At 69.9% G+C, this 17,546-nt stretch carries 21 protein-coding genes; 10 read left to right on the forward strand and 11 right to left on the reverse strand.

Going from position 1 to position 17,546, the window contains the following annotated elements:
* Positions 1-45 precede the first annotated feature (45 nt).
* From hisC to ACZ6S0_RS16350, 3 genes are read right to left on the reverse strand one after another with little or no spacing between them, the layout of a single operon-like run.
* Positions 46-2,148 carry a histidinol-phosphate transaminase gene (hisC, locus tag ACZ6S0_RS16340; protein WP_465917640.1) on the reverse strand — a complete coding sequence of 701 codons (2,103 nt, stop codon included), beginning with the start codon at positions 2,146-2,148 and terminating at the stop codon, positions 46-48.
* On the reverse strand, positions 2,145-3,161 hold the full coding sequence (locus tag ACZ6S0_RS16345) for an SAM-dependent methyltransferase (protein WP_465917643.1): 1,017 nt from the start codon (positions 3,159-3,161) through the stop codon (positions 2,145-2,147). The genes hisC and ACZ6S0_RS16345 overlap by 4 nt, the downstream gene beginning before the upstream one ends.
* Positions 3,158-3,418, reverse strand: a complete 261-nt coding sequence (locus tag ACZ6S0_RS16350; protein WP_465917647.1) for an MbtH family protein — start codon at positions 3,416-3,418, stop codon at positions 3,158-3,160. Before ACZ6S0_RS16350 ends, ACZ6S0_RS16345 begins: the two co-directional genes overlap by 4 nt.
* 335 nt (positions 3,419-3,753) lie before the next feature.
* Between ACZ6S0_RS16350 and ACZ6S0_RS16355 the strand changes: the two genes are divergently transcribed.
* The 4 genes from ACZ6S0_RS16355 to ACZ6S0_RS16370 all read left to right on the forward strand — a co-directional run bounded on the left by ACZ6S0_RS16355 (position 3,754) and on the right by ACZ6S0_RS16370 (position 7,452).
* The gene (locus ACZ6S0_RS16355) at positions 3,754-4,926 is read left to right on the forward strand and encodes a sensor histidine kinase (protein ID WP_465917651.1); all 1,173 of its coding nucleotides are present in this window, start codon (positions 3,754-3,756) and stop codon (positions 4,924-4,926) included.
* Positions 4,919-6,058: a hypothetical protein gene (locus ACZ6S0_RS16360; RefSeq protein ID WP_465917655.1), complete on the forward strand. Its 1,140-nt coding sequence runs from the start codon at positions 4,919-4,921 to the stop codon at positions 6,056-6,058. Before ACZ6S0_RS16355 ends, ACZ6S0_RS16360 begins: the two co-directional genes overlap by 8 nt.
* On the forward strand, positions 5,998-6,663 hold the full coding sequence (locus tag ACZ6S0_RS16365; protein ID WP_465917660.1) for a response regulator: 666 nt from the start codon (positions 5,998-6,000) through the stop codon (positions 6,661-6,663). Before ACZ6S0_RS16360 ends, ACZ6S0_RS16365 begins: the two co-directional genes overlap by 61 nt.
* A 141-nt stretch (positions 6,664-6,804) precedes the next feature.
* Positions 6,805-7,452 (forward strand): hypothetical protein, encoded by a 648-nt coding sequence (locus tag ACZ6S0_RS16370; RefSeq protein ID WP_465917663.1) that lies wholly within the window; start codon positions 6,805-6,807, stop codon positions 7,450-7,452.
* Between the two features lie 36 nt (positions 7,453-7,488).
* On the opposite strand, the gene ACZ6S0_RS16375 is transcribed toward ACZ6S0_RS16370, so the two are convergent.
* Positions 7,489-8,133 carry a TetR/AcrR family transcriptional regulator gene (locus tag ACZ6S0_RS16375; protein ID WP_465917666.1) on the reverse strand — a complete coding sequence of 215 codons (645 nt, stop codon included), beginning with the start codon at positions 8,131-8,133 and terminating at the stop codon, positions 7,489-7,491.
* Between the two features lie 153 nt (positions 8,134-8,286).
* Between ACZ6S0_RS16375 and ACZ6S0_RS16380 the strand changes: the two genes are divergently transcribed.
* A complete protein-coding gene (locus tag ACZ6S0_RS16380) occupies positions 8,287-8,982 on the forward strand; it encodes an SRPBCC family protein (protein ID WP_465917669.1) in 696 nt (231 codons plus the stop codon).
* Between the two features lie 197 nt (positions 8,983-9,179).
* Here the strand turns inward: ACZ6S0_RS16380 and ACZ6S0_RS16385 are convergent, their stop codons facing one another.
* The 5 genes from ACZ6S0_RS16385 to ACZ6S0_RS16405 form a co-directional block, all read right to left on the reverse strand.
* Positions 9,180-9,683, reverse strand: a complete 504-nt coding sequence (locus ACZ6S0_RS16385) for an inclusion body family protein (protein WP_465917673.1) — start codon at positions 9,681-9,683, stop codon at positions 9,180-9,182.
* 348 nt (positions 9,684-10,031) lie between these two features.
* On the reverse strand, positions 10,032-10,367 hold the full coding sequence (locus ACZ6S0_RS16390; RefSeq protein ID WP_465917677.1) for a DUF6204 family protein: 336 nt from the start codon (positions 10,365-10,367) through the stop codon (positions 10,032-10,034).
* Positions 10,348-10,986 (reverse strand): TetR/AcrR family transcriptional regulator, encoded by a 639-nt coding sequence (locus ACZ6S0_RS16395; protein WP_465917681.1) that lies wholly within the window; start codon positions 10,984-10,986, stop codon positions 10,348-10,350. The genes ACZ6S0_RS16390 and ACZ6S0_RS16395 overlap by 20 nt, the downstream gene beginning before the upstream one ends.
* A gap of 148 nt (positions 10,987-11,134) precedes the next feature.
* Positions 11,135-12,001 carry a phage baseplate protein gene (locus tag ACZ6S0_RS16400; protein WP_465917685.1) on the reverse strand — a complete coding sequence of 289 codons (867 nt, stop codon included), beginning with the start codon at positions 11,999-12,001 and terminating at the stop codon, positions 11,135-11,137.
* 287 nt (positions 12,002-12,288) lie between these two features.
* Positions 12,289-12,840: a TetR/AcrR family transcriptional regulator gene (locus ACZ6S0_RS16405; RefSeq protein ID WP_465917690.1), complete on the reverse strand. Its 552-nt coding sequence runs from the start codon at positions 12,838-12,840 to the stop codon at positions 12,289-12,291.
* 64 nt (positions 12,841-12,904) lie between these two features.
* On the opposite strand from ACZ6S0_RS16405, the gene ACZ6S0_RS16410 reads away from it, so the two are divergent.
* The 4 genes from ACZ6S0_RS16410 (at position 12,905) to ACZ6S0_RS16425 (ending at position 15,887) form a co-directional block, all read left to right on the forward strand.
* Positions 12,905-13,312 (forward strand): SRPBCC family protein, encoded by a 408-nt coding sequence (locus tag ACZ6S0_RS16410; protein WP_465917694.1) that lies wholly within the window; start codon positions 12,905-12,907, stop codon positions 13,310-13,312.
* Positions 13,313-13,694: 382 nt separating this feature from the next.
* Positions 13,695-14,561 carry a hypothetical protein gene (locus ACZ6S0_RS16415; RefSeq protein WP_465917697.1) on the forward strand — a complete coding sequence of 289 codons (867 nt, stop codon included), beginning with the start codon at positions 13,695-13,697 and terminating at the stop codon, positions 14,559-14,561.
* Between the two features lies 1 nt (position 14,562).
* On the forward strand, positions 14,563-15,288 hold the full coding sequence (locus tag ACZ6S0_RS16420) for a peptidoglycan-binding domain-containing protein (protein ID WP_465917700.1): 726 nt from the start codon (positions 14,563-14,565) through the stop codon (positions 15,286-15,288).
* 26 nt (positions 15,289-15,314) lie between these two features.
* Positions 15,315-15,887: an ABC transporter permease gene (locus ACZ6S0_RS16425; RefSeq protein ID WP_465917704.1), complete on the forward strand. Its 573-nt coding sequence runs from the start codon at positions 15,315-15,317 to the stop codon at positions 15,885-15,887.
* Positions 15,888-15,908: 21 nt separating this feature from the next.
* Here the strand turns inward: ACZ6S0_RS16425 and ACZ6S0_RS16430 are convergent, their stop codons facing one another.
* The gene (locus ACZ6S0_RS16430) at positions 15,909-16,439 is read right to left on the reverse strand and encodes a MarR family winged helix-turn-helix transcriptional regulator (RefSeq protein WP_465917708.1); all 531 of its coding nucleotides are present in this window, start codon (positions 16,437-16,439) and stop codon (positions 15,909-15,911) included.
* Positions 16,440-16,539: 100 nt separating this feature from the next.
* Between ACZ6S0_RS16430 and ACZ6S0_RS16435 the strand changes: the two genes are divergently transcribed.
* Positions 16,540-16,758 (forward strand): hypothetical protein, encoded by a 219-nt coding sequence (locus ACZ6S0_RS16435; protein ID WP_465917712.1) that lies wholly within the window; start codon positions 16,540-16,542, stop codon positions 16,756-16,758.
* Here ACZ6S0_RS16435 and ACZ6S0_RS16440 read toward each other — a convergent pair.
* A complete protein-coding gene (locus tag ACZ6S0_RS16440; RefSeq protein WP_465917714.1) occupies positions 16,749-17,546 on the reverse strand; it encodes an ABC transporter ATP-binding protein in 798 nt (265 codons plus the stop codon). The genes ACZ6S0_RS16435 and ACZ6S0_RS16440 overlap by 10 nt on opposite strands.

Genomic DNA, 17,546 nt, shown 5'->3' on the forward strand with positions numbered 1-17,546 from the left:
ATGTCGGGCGACTTGGTCAGGACTTTTCGGGATTTTCTGGGTGGCTCACTCTCGGACGAGCAGATACAGCCAGGTCGACGGCGAGCCGAACTGCTCGCGGCGTTCGACCCGGAGCCCCGCTCCGGCGAAGGCGTCCAGGTACGTGTCCGCGCCCACGATCGGCGTCTCCATGTACGCGTGCAGCAGCTCGAACCCCAGCGAGAACGCCGGCAGCGGCCCTTCGTGCCCGGCCCAGTTCACGGCCGCGGTGTCGGCGATGAGGAATCGCCTGGCATCGGGAAACACCTCGATCAGCTTCCTGACCGCGTCGGCGGGCTCCTCGACCGCCGCGAACAGGTCGTGCAGCATCAGGAAGCAGGTCACCAGGTCGACGCCGGGGAAGCGACGGCCGTCCCACCGCCGCGCGTCGTCGCGGACGATCGTGACGCGATCGGAGAGCCCCGCCTCCGCGACGGACTTGGTGGCCGCCTCGCAGGCCCGCTCGTCCGCCTCGACCCCGAGCCCGCGCCGCGAGCCGTCACGGCACATGCGGATCAGGCGCGAGCCGTCCCCGCAGCCGAGATCGGCGACCGACTCGAACGCGATCCCGTCGAGCACCTTCCGCTCAATCGGGCGCGTCAGCATCCGGCCGACCAGGCCCGAGCCCTCAGCCACCTTCTCTCCGTCCCTGCCGAGGTCCCGCCCGAACGTCGCGGCGCCGAGCGCCACGTCGGCCAGCCTGCGGAGCAGCTCGCCGTGGCCGCCGACGGCCCAGGTGAAGAAGCCCCGCTGGGCGGCGAGATCACGTCCTGCCGCCGTCAGGGCGACCGAGCCGGACCGCCACTCGACGTAGCCCAGCAACGCGGCGACCCGCACCAGCGGGAGGAGCTTGGCCGGATCCGCCCGCGTCTCGGCGGCCAGCGACGCCACCGGCCGCGCGCCGTCGAGCAGGTGCTCCCAGACGCCCAGCTCGTTCAGCGCGAACACCGCGTTGGCTCCGACGTAGCTGTTGAACAGCTCCGTGGGGCCGACGGCCGCCAGCGTCGGGACCGGCGAACCCGAGCGGTCGCCCAGCCCCGCGAGCGTCGGGACCGGCGAACCCGAGCGGTCGCCCAGCCCCGCCGACGCCGCCCGTGAAGAGGGCTTCGACGTCGTGGCGGCCAGGGCGGCGCAGAACCGGTCCACCTGCTCGGGCGTGCCGACCGTCACGCGCAGGTGGCCGGGCAGCCCGAAGGCGGCGAGGTCCCGTACCAGCACTCCGTGCTCGTCGGCCAGACGGGCGGCCAGGGCGGCGCTGTCGGAGGACGCGCGAACCAGCACGAAGTTCGCCGCCGACGGCACGAACTCCGCCCCGAGCAGCTCCAGCCCGGCGCACAGCCGTTCGCGCGCCGCCACCGTACGTCTCCGCATCTCCTCGGCGAAGCCGTCGTGGTCGAGGGCGGCGATCGCGGCGCGCTGCGCGACCCGGTTGACGCCGAACGGCAACGTCTGCCGGCTCCTGCCGATCCGGCCGATCAGGTCGGGCGGGCCGAGCGCGTAGCCGACGCGGAGCGCGGCCAGCCCCCACAGCTTCGAGAACGTGCGCAGCACCAGCAGCCTGCGCCCGGCGCGAACGGCGTCGACGGCGTACTCGTACTCGGGCCCCGCGAACTCCATGTACGCCTCGTCGAAGACCGGGATCACGCCGGCCACCTCGGCGCTGGTGAGGATCCGCTCCACCTCGGCCCGGTCGAGCACGGTTCCGGTGGGGTTGTTCGGGTTGCAGATGAAGACCAGCTTGAGCTCTTCGGTCAGCGCCGCGCAGATGGCCGGTGCGGAGATGCGATATCCGTCGGCGGGAACAGTGCGGACCTCGGCGCCCGCCATGGTGGCCGCCATGGCGTAGCCGGGAAAGCTCATCTCGCTCACCAGCACGGGGTCGCCGGGCCGCAGGAAGGTCAGCGCGGTCAACATGATCAGGTCCTCGGACCCGTTGCCGATCGCCACCGACTCCGGGTCCACGCCGAAGTGCCGCGCGACCCGGGTGCGAAGCGCCGTGCACCCGCTGTCCGGATACGCGGCGCACCACTCCTCCAGCTCGGCCCCGGCCGCCAGGACGGCTCCGGGCGGCGGGCCGTACGGGTTCTCGTTGCAGTGCAGCCTCAGCAGGTCGGCGGCCGGGGCGCTCATCGCTCCCCCACCGGCTCCAGCTCGAAGACGACCTCGCCGACCGCGATGTCGATCAGGTTCCGCTGGACCACGCGCCAGCCGCTCTCCGCGAACGCGGATTCCCACTCCTCGACGGTCGGCAGGTAGACGCCCATCAGGTCGTGACCGAACTCGAAGCCGAGCGTGAAGACCGGCAGCCGGTCGTCGGGGACCCCCACGGTCCTGGTGGCGTCGCCGAGCACGAACCGCCGTACGTTGGGGAACGCCTCGCGCAGCCCGCGCAGCAGCGGCACGCACCGCTCCTTCGGCCAGAAGTCGTGCCCCATCATGAAGCAGGTGAGCAGCTCGACCTCGGCGAAGTCCGGACGGTTCGGCAGGTCGAGCACGTCGGCCTCGATCAGCGTCACCCGGTCCGCCAGCCCGGCGGCCTCGACGTCCGACGCGGCCACCGCCAGGGACGGCCTGGCGATGTCGATTCCCAGCGTGCGGGCCTTCGGGTAGCGCCGGCTCAGTTGGATGACCCGGCCGCCGCTGCCGCAGCCCAGATCGGCCACGGTCGTGACGTCGAAGTCCACCCGGTCCAGCGCGGCCAGGAACGCCGGGTCGTAGCAGTGGATGTTGATCTCCCGGCAGGCGAAGGCGATCGCCGCGGCGTCCCTCTCGAAGTACTCGCCCGTCCTGTTCTCGTTGCGCATCACGTGGGGTATCTGGGTGAACAGCGCGGCGGAGCCGCGGCAGAGCCAGTGGAAGAACGCGCGGTTGCGCAGGACCTCCTCGAAGTTCGCCCCTACCCTGACCGTGTTCTCGCCCCGTTCGACCACGTGCACCGCGGCGAGCGAGCGGAACAGCCCGATCGTCGACCGCAGGTCCAGGTCGTGGTCCTCGGCGAACTGCTCGACCTTGAGCTCTCCGCACAGATCCAGCTCGTCCAGCAGGCCGACCTCCCATGCGGCGCTGATCGCCCAGGCCGCCACGGTGGAGTTGTAGATGTCCGCGACGGCCCTGCTCCGCTCGTCGCTCACGATGTCCGTCACTGGCCCGGCCTCTCGCTCCGTCCGTCATGGGCAGTTCCGGCCGCGGTCTCCGCCATCGACTCGCGCAGACTCTTCGGCCGCAGGTCGGTCCAGTGCTCGTTGACGTAGTCGAGAGCCGCGCTGCGCGCGGCGGGGCCGTACAGGGTCCGCCATCCCGCCGGGACGTCGGCGAACTCCGGCCACAGCGAGAACTGCTCCTCGTCGTTCATCAGGACGAGGTAGCTGCCCTCGGGGTCTTCGAACGGATTCGTCGTCACCAGTAGCCCTTTCCCGTGATCCGGAGAGACCCCAGGCGGCAGCGAGCCACCGCAGGGGTAGCCGAACATTTGTCTGCATGCGTTTCCGGCCGTGCCGCGGCCGACTTTGTCCGGGTTTACCAGGCGAAACGCGCTCTCAGTTCGTGCTTGTCCGTCCAAGCACGCCGAACCGATCTGGGGCAGACGTTACCCAGAGGGCGGGCCTAAAGGCACGACACTTGTTCAGGGAACACGGCGAAAGATGAAGAAGCAGCTTTCCACCGCTCATGTACTGTATTAACAGCAAAGCGGGAAAATCACTCCTGGGAAGCCGTGGCCGAGTGGAGAGCTCGACAATGACCCAGAGAACTGGCAGCCACCAAGCCCCCGAAGGTCCGGCGGCCGCCGGGGTTCAGCGGGTGGCGACGAACATCGCGGTATGGATACGCCTCAGCAGCGCCGCGGTCGGGGGTCTCGTCGCGGTGGTCGGCGCGGCGCCGCCCGCCCGTCCTCACTGGGTCGCGATTAGCGCGACGACTTTTCTGGTATGGGCGGGCACGTTCGCCTACGTCGCACTGAAACGCGGCCTGTCGATTCCCTTGGTCGGCGTCGATGTATTGGTGGTCGTGGGGATCTGCCTGGTGTACGGCAACGTCGTGCCCGCCGGAGCGCTGGCGTCCGTGGCCGGCACGAGCTGGGTGGACCTGGTCGCGAGCACCGGCGTCTTCGTGGCGCACACCGGCCTGCGGCTGGCGCACGGCGCGCTGGCCACGGTGATCATCGCGGTCGCAGCCGCCATCGGCAGGTCCGTGGTCAGCGAGGTGCCGGTCGTCCTGGTGCTCCAGGGGGTCCTCGCCGGCGGGATGATGGTGCTGCTGCGCAGCGGCGCGGAGGCCGCGGACACCGCGCTGGCGAAGCGGGCCGCCGCGTTCGTCGACGCGGCCTCCCGCGCCGCGGTGCGCGCCGACGAGCGCGACCAGCAGCGCCGCCTGCACGACACCGTCCTGGCCACGCTGACCATGATCGGTACGGGCGCCATCTCGCGGGGCTCCCCCATCCTGCGGGTCCGCGCCGCCGAGGACCTGGCCACGGTGAACCAGCTCCGCTCGTATCCCGACATGGAAGCGGGCGGCTCGCAGTGTTCGCGGCTCGATCTGGCCCTGCTCGCGGCGAGGTCCGTGCCGCGGCCGGGGCTCAGGCAGCTCGACGTGGACCTCGACGCGCCGCCGATCGAGCTGCCCAGGCAGGTCACGGCCGGGTTCGCCGACAGCGTCGCCGAGGCGCTGACGAACGTGGCACGGCACGCCGACACCGGCTCGGCCGTCGTACGCGCCAGCGACCGTCCTGACGGCGTCGTCGTCGAGGTCATCGATTCGGGCCGCGGGTTCGCCACCGACTGGATCCCCCCGTACCGGCGGGGATACCGCGACTCGATCGCCGCCAGGATGAGGGCGATCGGCGGCGACGCGCGGATCACCTCCCGCGAAGGCGTCGGCACCCTGGTGACGCTCTGGTGGCCGCATGATTAGCGGTCACGGCGAGCTGGTCGCGGTGCGCATCACCCGCGCCGTGAACATCGGGGTGGCCGGGGTGGTCTCGATCTGGCACTTCGGCTACCACGGGTCGAAACTGATCACGCACTGGTCCGACTACCAGTCGCAGGCGGCGACGCTCGCCTCGTGGACGGCCCTGGCCGTGATCGACGTCATAGGCTCGGTCGCCCTGCTGCGCCGCCAGTCGCACGCCGCTCTCGCCCGCACGCTCGCGGTGGCCATCCTGGTCGTCGGCTCCATCGGCACGGCGGCCGGTCCGCCGGGCGGCGCGATCGCCGACTCCAGTTGGGCGTGGAGTTCCGTGGGCTGGTTGGGGGTGCTCGTACTGCTCCGGCGGCCGATCGTGGAGCTGGGCGTCCTGCTGACCGCCAACCTCGGTGTCACCGCCGCCTTCCTGGCGCTCGACAACGCCTTCGACGAGCCGATGATCATGCGATTCGTCACCGTGACCTGCATCGCCGTCGGGGCGAACGTGATCGTCGCGCTGGCGAGCCGGTTGATGCAGGAGGCGGCCCAGCAGACCACGGAGATCGCGGAGGCGGAGGTCGAGTCGTACGCCCACAAGCAGGCCGCGGACGAGGTGCACGCCAGGCGGCAGGAACGCTACGAGTACCTGCGCGGCCAGGTCGAATCGGTGCTCCGGGGCCTGGCCGACGGGACCCTCGACCCGGCCGACCCGGCGGTGCAGCGCCGATGCGCGATCGAGGCCGCGCGGCTGCGCCGACTGTTCGCGGAGAACGACGACGTGCCCAACCCGCTCCTGCACGAGCTGCTCACCTGCGTGGACATCGCCGAACGACGGCAGGTCGAGGTGGACCTGTCCACGTTGGGCGACCTGCCGTCGATACCCATCGCCATCCGACGAGGGCTGACCGAGACTCCCCTGGCCGTCCTCGCCACGGCGGTGTCGAGCGCCCGGGTGACCGTGGTCAGCAACCGGGACGAGGTCATCGTCAGCATCGTCGCCGACGCTCCCCCCGATGCCCAGATCACCTGGACCACCTGCCCCGCTCTGTCCACAGTCCGCTATCGGGAAGGAGCCAATTTATGGGTGGAAACACGCTGGAAGCGCCCGTCACCGTTAGCATCGTTGACGACCACCCCGTAACCATCGAGGGAATCCTCACCTGGTTGCGGGCGGAGCCCAGAATTCAGGTGATAACGACCGGGGCGACGATTGAAAGTCTCGGACCGAGTGCCATTCCACGGGCACGGGTGCTGCTACTCGACCTTAACCTGGATGGCCGGCTCGCCATCCCTCATGTTGCCGAACTGGCCGACGCGGGGCACCGGATAATCGTTTATTCGCAGTTCACGGAGCAGAAATTGATTATGGCGGCGCTGGACGCGGGCGCCCGGGAGTTCGTGGCCAAACGCGAAGGACGAACCCACCTGGTGAATGCCATTCTTGCGGTCGCCGCCGACCACCCCTACGTGACGCCGACCGAAGCAGGGGTGCTGGCCGAGGACCATCGCGAAAATCGTCCCGTGCTGTCCGATCGCGAACGGACCGCGTTGCTGCTGTGGTTTCGTTCGACGTCGAAAGCGGCGGTGGCGCGGCGGATGGCCGTCTCACCGCACACCGTCGACATGTTCATCAGGCGGGCGCGGCTGAAGTACGCCCAGGTGGGCAGATCCGCCGTCACCAAGTCGGACCTGCTGGCCCGCGCCATCGAGGACGGCCTGATCCGTCCCGAGGAACTGGCGAGCTGAAGCTCCGCGGCCTCGCGGTCCCTGGGGGCCGCGTCGCGCGCCCGCCGGAAACCTGATCCCGGCCGTCGGCACTGAAGTCATTCGCTCTGCGGGACACGTGCGGGGTGTCGGACACACCGGCCCCGCAGAGGAAGTGGTTTCGTGCGACCACCCGGCGCCTGCTCGTCGGCCTGCCGCTCGTGGCGGCGGCGACGGCCGTCGCGGTGGCCGCGTTCTCGTCCGGGTGGGTCGGGCCGCAGCGCGCCAAGGCGGGCGGCGCTCTCGTTCCAGCGCGAGGACGGCTACCTCGTCGTGCGGGTCCAGGACCCGAACGCCGATCCCGAACGTTACCGGGAGGAGTTCCGGCAGCGAGGTATGGACATCCGACTCGAGCTGGCCCCCACGAGCCCCGACCGGGCCGGCAGGGTCCTCTTCCTGGAGGACCGTGCCGACGACCCGGCCGGCCGGATCGAGGCGGTCGAGGGGTCGGTGGACTACCGGTCGTACGCCAACATCGTCTTCGGCCGTTCGGCGGAGCAAGGAGAGATGTACGACACGGGTCCGGGAGACGAGCCGGGCGCGGGCATCGGCCTGCCCGGCATCGACAGGTACACCGTGGCGGACGCGGTGGCCATCCTGCGCGCGCGTAACGTGGCCGTCGAGTACCGGTACCAGTACCGGGGCTCCGACCAGCCGTACCCGAACGGGGTCCCCGCCGACAAGGTCGAGCCCGGCTGGTACGTCCACGACGGCCTGCGCGGCTCGGCGGACCAGGCCATCCTGTTCGTGGGCCCGGACCCCGAGGGCTGACGGCACGCGGCGCTCGTCGGTGCTCGTGAGTGCTCGTCAGTGCCGCAACAGACCGTCCACCTCATCGGCGAACAGCAGCGAGGGGTCGATGCCCATCCCGCCGAAGTGGCCGGCCAGCTCAAGGGACAGCACCCCGTGCAGCCGGGTCCAGAAGGTCAGCGCCCGGCGCAGGACCGCCGCCGGCGCCGACGGGTCGGCCACCCACTCGCGGTGACCGTCGAGATGGGCCTCCAGCGGACTGCCCGCCGACGGGCCACCGGCCTTGCGGAACGCGTCGATCAGCACGGTCATGATCTCGTTCGAGATCGCGGTGGTGTCGGCGGGGGCGTGGTAGCCGGGCACGGGGGTGCCGTAGATCAGGAAGTACCTGTGCGGGTCGCTCAGCGCCCATTCGCGCACCACATGAGCCAGCCCGGCGACGTCGGCACCCGAGTCGTACGCGGCGCGGACGGCGTCGGCGAGGCTGCGGTAGGCGTCCCGGATCAGCTCCGTGACCAGCTCGTCCCGGCCGGCGAAGTACCGGTAGAGGGCGGGGCCGCTCATGCCCAGGTGCTTGGCGATCGCCTTGAGCGACAGCGCCGACACGCCCGTCGTGGCGATCTGCCCCCACGCGTGCTGCTTGATCTCCGCCTGCACCTGCGCTCGGTAGCGCTCGCGCGGGCTCGTCACGTCTGCGTCCATTGGCGCCTCGCCGTCCACTGCTCACCATGGCTGGTTACAGGCTATCACCGTTGCTATTGACGGCAACGGACTCCGGTAATAGCGTGTAACTAACGCGAGCCCGGCTAACCAAGCCTCGCAGGATCCCACCCCTTCGCATCGAGGAGAAGACGTATGTCCCGCTTCCGCCGCCAGATCGGCCGCTCAGCCGCGCTGCTCCCCCTCCCGCTCGTCATGGCCGGCGCCCTCGCCGTGGCCGCACCGTCATCCGCCACCACCCACCAGGCCCAGAACGCCACCACCAGCCCGACCCCGAACACCACCACCCCCGGCCAGGTCCCGGCGAAGAGCCCCAGCGGGACGCCGCTGACCTGCGGCGGCCAAGGCGTCGACCCGGCCGCCAAGATCCGCTACCGCGCCGAGACCCTGATCAAGGCGCCCCTGCACACCATCTGGAAGCTGCAGACCGACGTGGAGCGCTGGCCGTCGTGGCAGCCGCCGGTCACCAGTATCAAGCGCCTGGACCCGGGCAAGCTGCGCGCGGGCTCACGGTTCCGATGGACCACCCCAGTGCCGGAAACGCTCACCACCCCCGCCACGACCCTGGTCATCACCTCCACCGTCCAGCAGATGGAGAACAACCGGTGCCTCCGCTGGACCGGCCCCGCGATCGGCGAGGGACTGCGCATCGACCGGGGCGTCCACGTCTGGACCTTCACCAAGGTCAAGGGTGGCGTGCTGGTGCGTACCGAGGAGACCTGGACCGGCGACCAGGTGGAGGCCGACGTGCCCACCTCCACCGCCTACCTCGGCGCCGGTCTCGAAGCCTGGCTGACCGACCTGAAGACCACCGCCGAGTCCATGGGCTGACGCTCACCCGCCCAGCGAGCCGCCCCTCCGGCCCACCCGCGGCGCGCGAGGCACCACTCGCGCACCGCGGGCCAGACATCAGACCGCCGAGGGCATCCGGGACGCTGCGACAATGGCCCCGACAAGGGCTCAAGGAATGAGCGGCAATTCCCTCGCCATACAATTACCCGCGCTACAGCATCGGCGCACGGGATCCGTCAGGGCTGAATATTGATGAAGGGGTCCCAGTAGTAGTAACCCTGCTTCTCACCCCGATGGTTGAGAATCATGAAGCTGAAGTTGTAGGTGACCGTCCCCGTGTCCAAGACCTCGCATTCCCAGTAGTAACTGTTGACCTTCTGGATCGTGGGGTTCAAAGGGTCGTTACTGTTCGGCTGCGGCTCGTTGAGAGACACCGACCTCGGTACGGGGGCACTGATCAGATCCTGTCCGGACAGGGCGTTGAACCTGTAGAGGACGCTGGTGTACTCCGAGTTGAGCGACAGCGTCGTCTCTCGCCATCTGATGATGTCCATGGGAGAGGCGTTGACCGTCAACTCGCTGCCCGGGCTGCTCCCGAGCTGGTTCTGCCGGGTGGTCATGTAGATCAGGTTGCTGCTGTCGGGGATCGACGTCGGCTCGTTCGGATCGGTGTTCTTGCCGAACTTCCCGATGATGGTCTCCGCGTCGATGGCGATGAGGACGTTGATGAACTCCGACATACAGAAATTCTCCCTGTCGTATCCGAAAACAGGCCGTAGCACAGAATCCAGCAACCAGGAATGGGCCGCGCACGTCACCGCGAAGCACGCGGGAAACGGGGGGCGACGCACGGGGCCGAAGGCGGCTGGACGAACGCCTCCACCATGGACTTTGCGTAAAGTGCTGTCAAGGCCGCATATCGTGACGTAATAGGGCCGCATATCCTGTAACGCTTCGAGCCGACGCGATGAGCAGCCGGAATGCGCCATTGGAGACCACGAGCACGCGCCCCGCCCCGGGCAGATGTGGCAGGCAAGTCAGATGTGCATTACCCGGGCGTTCGACTCCACTTTTAATATGTAAGTTTTTCACTCCTTCTGGGCCGCGCGCCCGAGGGACCTGGGCCGGATCTTGATCTCGCGCAGGTCGGTCACCGCGAGCCGCAAGATCTCGTACGGGTGCCCGTGCGCCTCCAGCGCGGCCATCGCGCCGAGCGCCGCCTCGTCCTGGCCGTCGTCAGGCCCAGCCTGTACCTGGCAGCGGAACGTGAAGGCCGTGACGCCCTGGTCGTGGGTGAACGTCCCGGCCTCGGTGTAGGCGGTGCCTCCCGCGTCCAGGACGGCGGCCCGCCCGGCGTCGTCGAGCCCGGTGAACTTCCCTCTGATCGTCACCCTGAACAACTGCTCATTCCTCTCGTACGGCATAGCCGAGCAGGCGCTCCCCCATGAGCCCCGCCGCGGCGTCGATCAACTCCAGCACGTCCCCTGCGATGACACCCGGCCGATCACCGGCCGCGGTCCGCCGGCCGATCTCCGACAGGACCATGGTGTGCAGGCCGCCGAGCTGCCAGGCGACGGCCCTCGGCAACGGGTCGCCAGGCGCGGCACCGGTCTCAGCGGCCAGTTGGCCGGCCAGCTCGGCGATCATCTCGTGGGCGAGCCGCTCCAGCCGGGCGGTCAGCGTGGGCGCGGCTCGCATCATCTCCAGCACACGGCCGAACCCCTCGCTCAGCCCGAGCCTGCGCTCGCGCCCGCGCACCTCCTGCCGTAGCCGCGCCAGGACCGCGTCGGCCGCCGACTGGCCGACCCGACGCTCGCGCACGATCTCGGCCAGCCGCCGCGGGGACGCCTCCTCCGGCGGCAGGACGAGGTCCTCTTTCGCCTGGAAGTAGTTGTAGACGGTGTTGACCGACACTTCGGCGGCCACGGCGACCTCGGCGATCGTGACGTTGTCGAAGCCGTGCGCGACGAACAGATCGAGGGCCACGCCAGAGATGCGTTGCCGGGTCTGTCGCTTCTTGCGCTCACGCAGCCCTTCTGACATGACTGCAGTCTACTCCAAATTTGGAGTCGACTGCAGATTTTTTCGGCGCGGCCTTTCACGACAAGCCAAGGCGAGCCCTCCTCGCTCACCCCGGCGCCCCACTGCCGACAGTCCGGCCTCCTCAGCAGTTCGTCGGCCGCCGCGACCGCTAGACGAACTGGCTCTTGTAGAAGACGCTGGCCTGCCGCACGCCGTCGGTGTTGGAGTGGAACCCGAACGCCAGCCGCGGGCCGCTGGAGTGCGTCCAGATGGCCATGCCCTGCGGCTCACGGCCAGGCAGCGACTGACCGGCCGTGGTCTCCGCCCGGTCGACCACGGTCGACTGCCCGACGCCGTTGAGGTCGACGACGGAGAGGTACGACGGACCGTTGGCCCGGCCCTCCAACAGATACGCGTAACGGCCATAGGCGGCGAAACCCTGGAACGGGTTGTCGCTCCCCCACGCGCCCCGGGACGGAAGGGCCCGCTCGGCCAGGCGGTACGAACCCGACAGCCGCCCGGCGCGGGCGTCGCTCAGCTTGAAGACGACGATGCGCGGCTGGTCGGCGCCGGTCTTGTAGCGCACGAGCAGCCGGTCGGTCCCGGGGTCGATCGAGGGCTGCGGATTGATCATGGCGTCGCCGATGGAGGGCGTACGGTCCTGGATCGCACCACTGGTCTTCTCCAGGACGGCGCCGTCCTGGAACGCGAACCGCCCGACCTTGGTGCCGAACCCGCTGTCGCTCGACATCCACTCCGTCCACAGGTACACCGACCCGTTGTACGGCTCGGCCGCGATCGACACCCCGTGCCCGAAGTTGTGCAGCGCCATCGACCCCAGTTGCCGTCCTGTCGTGTCGGTCTTGGTGATCCACAGGTCGCCGACGTGGTCCGGATCAGAGTTCTGGGAGTTCGTCTGCGCGAAGTAGATGTGCTGGTGGACGCTGTCGTACGCGAAGGACTGCATCACCCAGTTGGCGTGCAGCGACTTCTTCCAGACCGGGTTGCCGCCCGCGCCGCCCAAGTCGAAGCGCACGGAATCCGGCACCTCCGCGTGCGCCGGGCCGGCGCCCACGAGCAGACCGGCGGCAGCCGCCGTGAGACCCCCGCCGACTCTGAACAGCCCTCGTCTGCTGACGGCGCGACGGTCTCCGGGAGAAGGGACGTGACTCATGGACTACCTCCACGGCGCAGGACGCTTTCTTTGACGATCATCGTCACACACGACCGGCGGTGATGGTGAGCCTGCGCCGAACCGATGATCGCCTCCTGCCATCGGCGAAGTGGCGGCGGCGAAGAGGTGGCCGGACGGCCGGGACCGGATCAGCCGTTGACGGGCGGCCCCAGGAGTTCGGCCAGGGCGATGTCGATCAGGGTCGTGGGGTCTTCGTGCACGATCGCGAGCCGGCGCAGCGCGGCGATGCCGAGGTAACTGGCGTATCCGGCCAGGACGCGGCGGCGCGCCTCGGGCTCGGGCCGACCGGTCTCGACCAGGGTGGCGCACATGAAGGACATGCGCCGCTCGTTCACCCGCTTGGCCACCTCGGCGATCCGCGGGTCGTCGGCCTCGCTGATCAGGCGGAAGGAGATGGCCGCCGCCGCAGGATCGGCGAAGGCCCACTCCAGCAGGGTGCGCAGCCGTTCGCGCGGGTCGGGGATGCGGTCGAGACGAGCGGTGATCTTGTCGGTGTCTCTTTCCCAACGCTCCAGGGCGGCCTCGACGAGCGCCTGCCGGTTGGGGAAGTGCCAGTAGAAGCTGCCCTTGGACGCGCCCAGGCGAGCGGCGAGCGGTTCCACCGCCACCGCGGCGAGGCCGCCCTCCGCCAGCGCGGTCAGCGCCGCCCTCGCCCAGTCGTCAGCGCTCAACCTACCCATCCGGACAGCCTGCCATACGGCAGCGTATAGTCGAACCATACGCCACCGTATGGAGGTCCATTTCATGGTCTGCAACGTGCACGAACGCGTCATACCCGGCAGCCCGGAAGAGGTCTGGGCGGTCCTCGTCGGCATCGAGCAGCTCTGGCCCGCGGACATCGGGTCGTTCCGCCTGCCGGACGGCGTCCACCCGGGCGCGCCGGTCCACCACGGCCCCTGGCGTTACGTGGTCGGCGCCGTCGAGCCGGGTCGCAGGCTCTGGTTCGACACCGGCAAGGTGATCAGCGAGGGGCACGGGTTCGTGCTGATTCCCGTCGAGGGCGGCACGCTCGTACGGCACCAGCTCAAGGGGAGGCTGTCGGGGACGTTCAGGCTCCTGTGGCCGCTGGTCGTCCGGCGCCTCCACGACAAGGTCGTGGAGCACATCCTGGAGGCGCTCGAACGCGAGGTGACCCGCAACCACGCGCGCTGAACAGGCCACGGATCTGGGCGCGCTGCGGGTGACCTCGATGACGTGTCCGACGTTACGGTCTCAGCGGACGCCGAAGCTGACCCGCCGTCACCTCGAATCCGGCGACGCGGTGCCGCCCCGGACGACATCGCAGCTCGCTGGGGGTTGCCCTGCCCGCAGCGCTTCAGCCGGGCGTTCAGGAGGGCCTACGGCATCGCGCCACGGGACTACCGGCGGTTGACCTTGTACGGCGGAGACGTTCGCGAAGAAGGTCTCACGTAAGGAGGCAGCGGACGCCTCCCGCCGGGCGGTGTCCCCTGTACCGCGACGCGCCTGGCACCCGGAAGGCCGCTTCAGCCGAGTTCAGGTTCGCTTCAGGGTTCGCTGGCGAAGGTGAAGCCCCATGACCGACTTCCGAACGCCGCTCGCGATCGCCGCGGCGGCGGTTGCCGCCCTCACCGGTTGCGCTCCCTCGGGCGGGACCCAGCCGTCGGCGACCCCCTCCCCGGACCGCGCCAACCAGCAGCGCCAGAGCCAGGCCCAGCTCGCCACCTGCATGAAGGGCAAGGGCTTCGCCTACCACCCGATCGTTTCCCCGCCGGAGCTGCCGGAAAGCGTCAAACAGGAGATGTCAGGCGACTACTCAGCCATGCGGAAATATCGGGAAAAGTACGGCTTCGGGATGGCCGCCTCCTTCGTCTATCCCAACGAGGGGATAGGCCGGGTGTCCCGTCAGGTCGGCGACGGCAACGAGGGCGAGAGCGACGACCCCAACATGAAGGTCATCGCCGGGCTGTCGAAGACGCAACGCGAGGCGTACTTCAACGCGATGAACGCCTGCACGCTCGAGATGGTCAACAAGGCCACCGGCAAGAAGCTGAAGTCGATGGACGAGCTGTTCAAGGCCCAGAGCGAGCTGGTGAAGCAGGTCATCGGCCGCGAGATCGACGGCGACGCCAAGCTGGTGGAGCTGGCGGGCGCGTTCGCCGACTGCCTCAAGGGCAAGGGTTACCGGGTCACCTCGCAGCGCCCCTCGGAGATCGTGCGCAGCACCGAGGACCCGTTCATGAAGGAGCTGGGCGCGTTCGGCCAGAAGAATCCCACGGCGGACGAGGCGCGGCCGATGCTGCGGCGCGAGATCAAGGCGGCACTGGACGACCTGGAGTGCGGCAAGGAGTTCTACGCCGTCTACCGGCCCAAGGCGAACGAGGTCTACCAGCGTGCCCAGCTCATGCCCGGCGTCGGCATGGCCATGACGGCCACGCGGTAACGTGCGCAGATCCAGAGTGCTCGCCCTCGTCGTGGCGGGAGTGCTGGTGGTCGCGGGCGCGGGCTGGGTGGTCGGTTCCCGGCTGCGTTCCCCGGCCGAGGAGGCGGCAGCGCGCCGCCCGCCCACGCCCTCCCTCGTCACCGCGCCGGTCGAGCGACGCAAGCTCACCAGCACCGTCACGGTCAGCGGCACGCTGACGTACGGCTCGCCGCTACCGGTCACGCTGGCCGGGACGGTCGGCGGGACGATCGGCGGGGCCGGCGGCGGTCCGAACGGTTCCCCGCAACGCGTCACCAAGGCCCCCGATCCCGGGCCGATCCGCGCAGGTGACGTGCTGATGCAGGTCAACGGGCGACCGGTCTTCGCCCTGCGCGGGAAGCGGCCGATGTACCGGACCCTCGTGCCCGGCACCCAGGGCGACGACGTCAAGCAGCTCCAGCGCGCGTTGCGGGTGAAGGCGACCGGCGTCTTCGACGCGGCCACCGTGGCGGCGGTGAAACGCTGGTACGACAAGCGCGGATACCAGGCACAGGAGCCCGACCTGGAGTCCCGCAAGTCGCTGCAGCAGCTCCGCCAGGCCGTACAGACCGCAGAGGAGACCCTGGCCGCCGACAGGAAGGCGCTGGACGAGGGCCTCGACGTGCGGCCGTTGCGGCTGCGCCACGACAACGCCCGCCGCGACCTGAAGGCCGCGCCTACACCGTCATCGGCATCATCGGCGGGCTGAAGCGCGAGCAGATCCTGGCCAGCGCGGTGCTGGTCCCGCCCGGCCTCGGGCCCGACTTCGGGCTGAAGGACGTCACCCGCGTCCTGGTCGCCACCCAGCTCGGCGCCGCCGAACTGATCGCCGGCCAGGCGCCGCTCGCGCTCAGCCCCAACCGCAGCGGGGAGCTGCAGGTGAACGCCCCGCCGAGCCCGAAGCGGGCGCGCGACGGCGCCCAGGACGATGTCAACGGCCTCTTCCTCGTCCTCGGCCTGGTCTCCCTGGTCGTCGGCGCGGTGGGCATCGCGAACGTCACCCTGGTCACCGTCATGGAGCGGGTCGCCGAGATCGGCCTGCGCAGGGCGCTGGGCGCGGCCCGCCGTCACATCGCCGCCCAGTTCCTGCTGGAGTCCAGCCTGACCGGGCTGACCGGCGGGGTGATCGGGGCGAGCCTGGGCATGGTGACCGTCGTCGGGGTGGCCGCCGTACGCCAGTGGACCCCGGTGCTCGACGTACGGCTGGCGCTGGCCGCGCCCGTGGCGGGTGCCCTGGTCGGACTCCTGGCGGGCCTGTATCCCGCGTTGCGGGCCGCGCGGATGGAGCCCGTCGACGCGCTGCGCTGAGCCCGTCCGGCGGGGGCGCGGTCAGCTCGAGGACGGCCTCGTCCGCGTCGCGGTGGGCTGGGAGGCGAGCCTTGACGAGGTCTTGGCCGGTGCGGCCGCGCTCGACGCGGGTGTGCCGTGCGTGAGGATCCGGGTGAGCGCGGACTTGACGTCCTGGAGACCGTCGGTTCCGACGACGACCGCCCACCGGGTCTCCAGCTCGGCGAAGTAGGCGGCGCTGACCTCGGCGGCGCGCGTCCCCCGGTCGGCGAAGACGACGACCCGGCCCCGGCCGTCGGTCGGGTCGGGGACGCGTCGCACGTAGTCGTGCTGTTCCAGGTAGCCCACGAGTTCGCTCATCGCCTGCGGGGTCATCCCGGCTCTGCGGGCCAGGGTGGTGGGCCGGGTGCCGTCGCAGTCCATCAACCGGAACACGTTCAGGTAGTGGGTGGGGCGCAGATCCTCGTAGCCGTAGTCGACGAGGTGCTGGTAGAGCCCGTCGAGGATCAGGTTGAACGCCTGGCCGATGAGCTGCGGCAGGAACGGGTCCGCGGTTGTGGATTGTTCGGTCACCTTATAACCTAACCTTCTAAAGCTCCCTTAGTACTTTTATCCTACCGAAGGTGAACCGATGCCCCAGCCTCGCCCCGTACGACCAGGCCCGCTCCGGGCCGTGAGGATCGTCGGTGGGACGCTCCTCACCCTGCTGGGTCTCCTGTGGATCCTCCAGGGTGCCGACCTGATACGGATCGATCCCGTCCTGTGCGTCGCCGAGTGCCGGCCCGTCACCGGCGGGTCACCCGCCTGGCTGGCCATCGGGGTGGTCGCCGCCGCGGTGGGGCTCGCGCTGGTGGTCGTGCGCCGGCGTCCGCGCCGGGGCGTTCACGAGTAGGGCGTGCGGTCGCCGGTGCTGTCGTTCGGGCGGAAGATGAGGTGCGGCGTGCCGGTCCCCGGGGTGGAGGTGACGTGGGCGTCGACGCCGAACACGTCCCTGATGAGGCGCGGTGTGAGGAGGTCGCGGGGAGGTCCGTTCGTGATGACGCGTCCCTCGGCGAGGACGTAGAGGTGGTCGCAGTAGGTGGCGGCCAGGTTCAGGTCGTGCAGGGCGGCGACCACGGTGACGCCGGTCGAGGTGACCAGGTCGAGCAGTTCGAACTGGTGGCGGATGTCGAGGTGGTTGGTGGGCTCGTCGAGCACCAGCACGGGCGCCTGCTGGGCGAGTGCACGGGCGAGCAGGACGCGCTGCTTCTCGCCGCCGGACAGGGTGGCGTGGCGGCGGTGGGCCAGGTGGGCGACTCCGGCGTGGGTGAGGGCGTCGGCGACGATGGCGGTGTCCTCGGCGGTGTCGGGGGCGAAGGGGCGTTTGTGCGGGGTGCGGCCCATCGCGGCCATCTCCCAGGCCGTGACGTCGAAGTCGGAGCGGGTCTCCTGGGGCAGCGCGGCGACCAGTTGGGCGGCGCGGCGTGGGGTGAGCCGCCACAGGTCCGCGCCGTCCACGGTGATGTGCCCCCGGGCGAGGGGCAGGTGCCGGTACACGGCCCGCAGCAGGGTGCTCTTGCCGCTGCCGTTCGGGCCGATGATCCCTACCCGGGTGCCGGACGGCGCGGTGAGGTCGACGCCGGTGACGATGGGGGTCCCGGCGATGGTGACGTGCACGTCGTGCAGCTTCAGGGTGGGCAT

It is taken from the genome of Nonomuraea sp. NPDC051298, from assembly GCF_055586305.1.